Raw genomic sequence first — 2881 nt, forward strand, 5'->3', positions numbered from 1 at the left:
GCAGGGCCGCGCTGCCCGCGATCAGTTCCCGGTCACCCGTGCGCAGGCCGGTGACCTCGGCGTTGGCTCCGGGGACCACGATGATGGAGTTGGCGCCGTCGGACTCCACGACGATGTGGGCGGTTCCCGAGGCCGCGCCCCGGGTGTGCAGCCCGGCGACCCCGACACCGCAGCCGACGAGGTTGGTGCGCAACTGGGTGCCGAACGCGTCCTCGCCGACGGCGCCCAAGAACGCGGCGGCGGCGCCGGCGCGGGCCGCCGCCACCGCCTGATTGGCCCCCTTGCCGCCGGGAACCTGGCGGAACCGGGTTCCGGTGACGGTTTCGCCCCTGCCCGGAGCGGTGTCCACGTAGGCGACGAGGTCCATGTTGACGCTGCCGAAGACCGCGATGCGCGGCCGGTGCGAGGGAGTGGTGGTCGAACTCACGCCCCGACCCTACCGGCCGGCCGCGGACCCCGGTCGTGTCCGCCGGCGCGGCTCGGAACCCGTCGGGTATGCGGGTGCCGCAGGGGGCCGCCGCCCGGCCCGGTCCCGCCGAGCGCGGGTTTTCACCGGCGCAGCGCGCCGGAGAACGGTGGAGACGCCGAGATCGTTTTCGGCGGCCCCTCAGGCGCCGCCGTCGAGGTCCACCATGACCGGGGCGTGGTCGGATGCGCCCTTGCCCTTGCGCTCCTCGCGGTCGATGACCGCCCCGGACACGCGTTCGGACAGCGCCGGCGAGACCAGCACGAAGTCGATGCGCATGCCCTTGCGCTTGGGGAACGACAGCTGCTTGTAGTCCCAGAAGGTGTACACCCCCGGTCCGGGGGTGTAGGGGCGCACGACCTCGGCGAACCCGGAGTCGACGAGGCGGGCGAACGCGTCGCGCTCGGGTTCGGTCACGTGCGTCTTGCCCTCGAACTCGGCCATGTCCCACACGTCGTCGTCCTGCGGGGCCACGTTGAAGTCGCCGCACAGCGCGAGCTGCGTCCGCGGGTCCTCGGCCAAGAGCTCGGCGCCGTAGGAGCGCAGCGCCTCCAGCCACCGCAGTTTGTAGTCGTAGTGCGGATCGTCGACCTCGCGGCCGTTGGGCACGTACAGGCTCCACACCCGCACGCCGCCGCAGGTGGCACCCAGCGCACGGGCTTCGGGGGCCTCGGTCTCGCCCCAGCCGGGCTGGCCCGGGAAGCCGGTCTGCACGTCCTCGATCCCCACGCGGGAGAGGACGGCGACGCCGTTCCACTGCGAGAGCCCGTAGTGGGCGACCTCGTAGCCGAGATCGGTGAAGATCTCGGTGGGGAACTGGTCGTCGCGGCACTTGGTCTCCTGCACGGCGGCGACATCGATGTCGCCGCGCTGCAGCCACGCCGCGATCCGCTCGCCGCGCGCCCGGACACTGTTGACATTCCACGTCGCGATTCGCACCCCGCCAGGCTAGCGCTGATTCCGTGTGTCGGGCGCCGATCTTGTAGCTACCGTCAAAGAAACCGGTTTCCCGTGACCGTAGCTACAAGATCGGCGCGATTCCCGAACATCCGCCGGCGTGCGCCCTGCCGCCCCCGGCTGCGGCATCATGGAAGGCCAGGCCGGAGGCCGCTCCGGAACCGCTCAGAGGTGGAATGCATGCGCGAGACCGCGACCCGCTCGCACGTCCTGGTAGTCGACGACGAGCCGAACATCCGCGACCTGGTACAGGCGGCGCTGCGCTTCCACGGTTTCAGCGTGGATACCGCCGAAACCGGTGGCGGGTGCCTGGCCAAGGCACACGAGCAGCGTCCCGACCTCATCGTGCTCGACGTCCTGCTACCCGACGTCGGCGGATTCGAGGTGTGCCGGCAGCTGCGCGACGCCGGCGACGAAGTCCCGGTCATCTACCTCACGGCGCGCGACACGCCCTCCGACACCGTCACCGGGCTGTCCCTGGGCGGCGACGACTACGTCACCAAACCGTTCTCCGTCGAAGCGCTCGTGGCACGCGTGCACGCGCTACTGCGGCGCGCCCGCCGCGACGACGGCGGCGACGCCGACCGCAACGACGAGGGCCTGCTGCGGGTCGACGACCTGGAACTCAACGAGCGCACCTGGAGCGTGCGGCGGGCCGGTGTGCCCATCGAGCTGTCGCCCACCGAGTTCCGCCTGCTCGCCTACTTGATGACCAACGCCGGCCGGGTGCTGAGCCGGGCGCAGCTACTGGAGAACGTGTGGGGCTGGGACTACGAGGGGCAGTCCCAGATCGTGGAGACCTATGTCAGCTACCTGCGCCGCAAGCTCGACCCGCTCGGGCCCGCGCTCATCCACACCCAGCGCGGCGTGGGCTACGCCCTGCGCATCCCGGACAGCGCCTAGATGAACAACCGCGGAGGACTGCGTCGGCGCCTGCTGGTGGGACTGCTCGCGGTGACCGGTACCGGGCTGCTGGTGACCTGTGTCGTGGGGTTTCTGACCCTGCGCAGCTTCATCACCGAACGCATCGACGCCCAGCTCCAGCTCACGGCCGAGCGGGCGATGGTGCGGCTGGACAACGACACCCCTCCCGCCGGCGTGGACGCGCCCAGCCCGTCGCCGTACTTCGTGGTCCTGCTGGACGACGACACCGGCGAGATCACCCAGGTCTACGGCGACAGCTACCGCGAGGACGTGGTGCTGGACCGCATCCGCACCATCCGGAGCGGCACCTGGCGCGACTACGGCGCGACGGGCGAGATCTTCGAACTGGACGGCGTCGCCCCCGACGTCGCGCCCTACCGCGCGACGGTGCGGCTGCGCCCGGACACGATCATGGTGGCGGGCGTGCCCACCGGCGACCGGGAGCAGTACCCCTGGCGGCTGGTGGTGACCCAGACGATCACCGCGGGCCTGCTGCTGGCCGGGCTGACGCTGGCGGGCCGCTGGCTGATCGGG

The 2881-nt window shown here is 71.4% G+C and carries 3 protein-coding genes and 1 pseudogene; 2 read left to right on the top strand and 2 right to left on the bottom strand.

Features of this window, described 5'->3' with window-relative positions:
- Window positions 1-367: PfkB family carbohydrate kinase (locus tag D452_RS0101230; RefSeq protein ID WP_239646303.1), on the bottom strand; the 367-nt coding region annotated here is incomplete at its 3' end.
- A 240-nt stretch (window positions 368-607) separates the two neighbouring features.
- Complete coding sequence (locus D452_RS0101235; RefSeq protein ID WP_017542345.1) at window positions 608-1405, bottom strand: exodeoxyribonuclease III; 798 nt, start codon at window positions 1403-1405, stop codon at window positions 608-610.
- A 198-nt stretch (window positions 1406-1603) separates the two neighbouring features.
- Between D452_RS0101235 and D452_RS0101240 the strand changes: the two genes are divergently transcribed.
- Together D452_RS0101240 and D452_RS0101245 are read left to right on the top strand one after the other, a co-directional pair.
- Window positions 1604-2326: a response regulator transcription factor gene (locus D452_RS0101240; RefSeq protein WP_017542346.1), complete on the top strand. Its 723-nt coding sequence runs from the start codon at window positions 1604-1606 to the stop codon at window positions 2324-2326.
- Window positions 2327-2881 (top strand): annotated as a pseudogene (locus D452_RS0101245) (sensor histidine kinase); the annotation flags it as partial. It abuts the gene before it with no gap.

This window comes from Nocardiopsis prasina DSM 43845 (assembly GCF_000341265.1).
Lineage (GTDB): Bacteria > Actinomycetota > Actinomycetes > Streptosporangiales > Streptosporangiaceae > Nocardiopsis > Nocardiopsis prasina.

What these genes read in the sequence shown, in the direction of transcription:
- D452_RS0101240 (WP_017542346.1), top strand. Translation starts at nt 1,604, where the DNA reads ATGCGCGAGACCGCGACCCGCTCGCACGTCCTGGTAGTCGACGACGAG.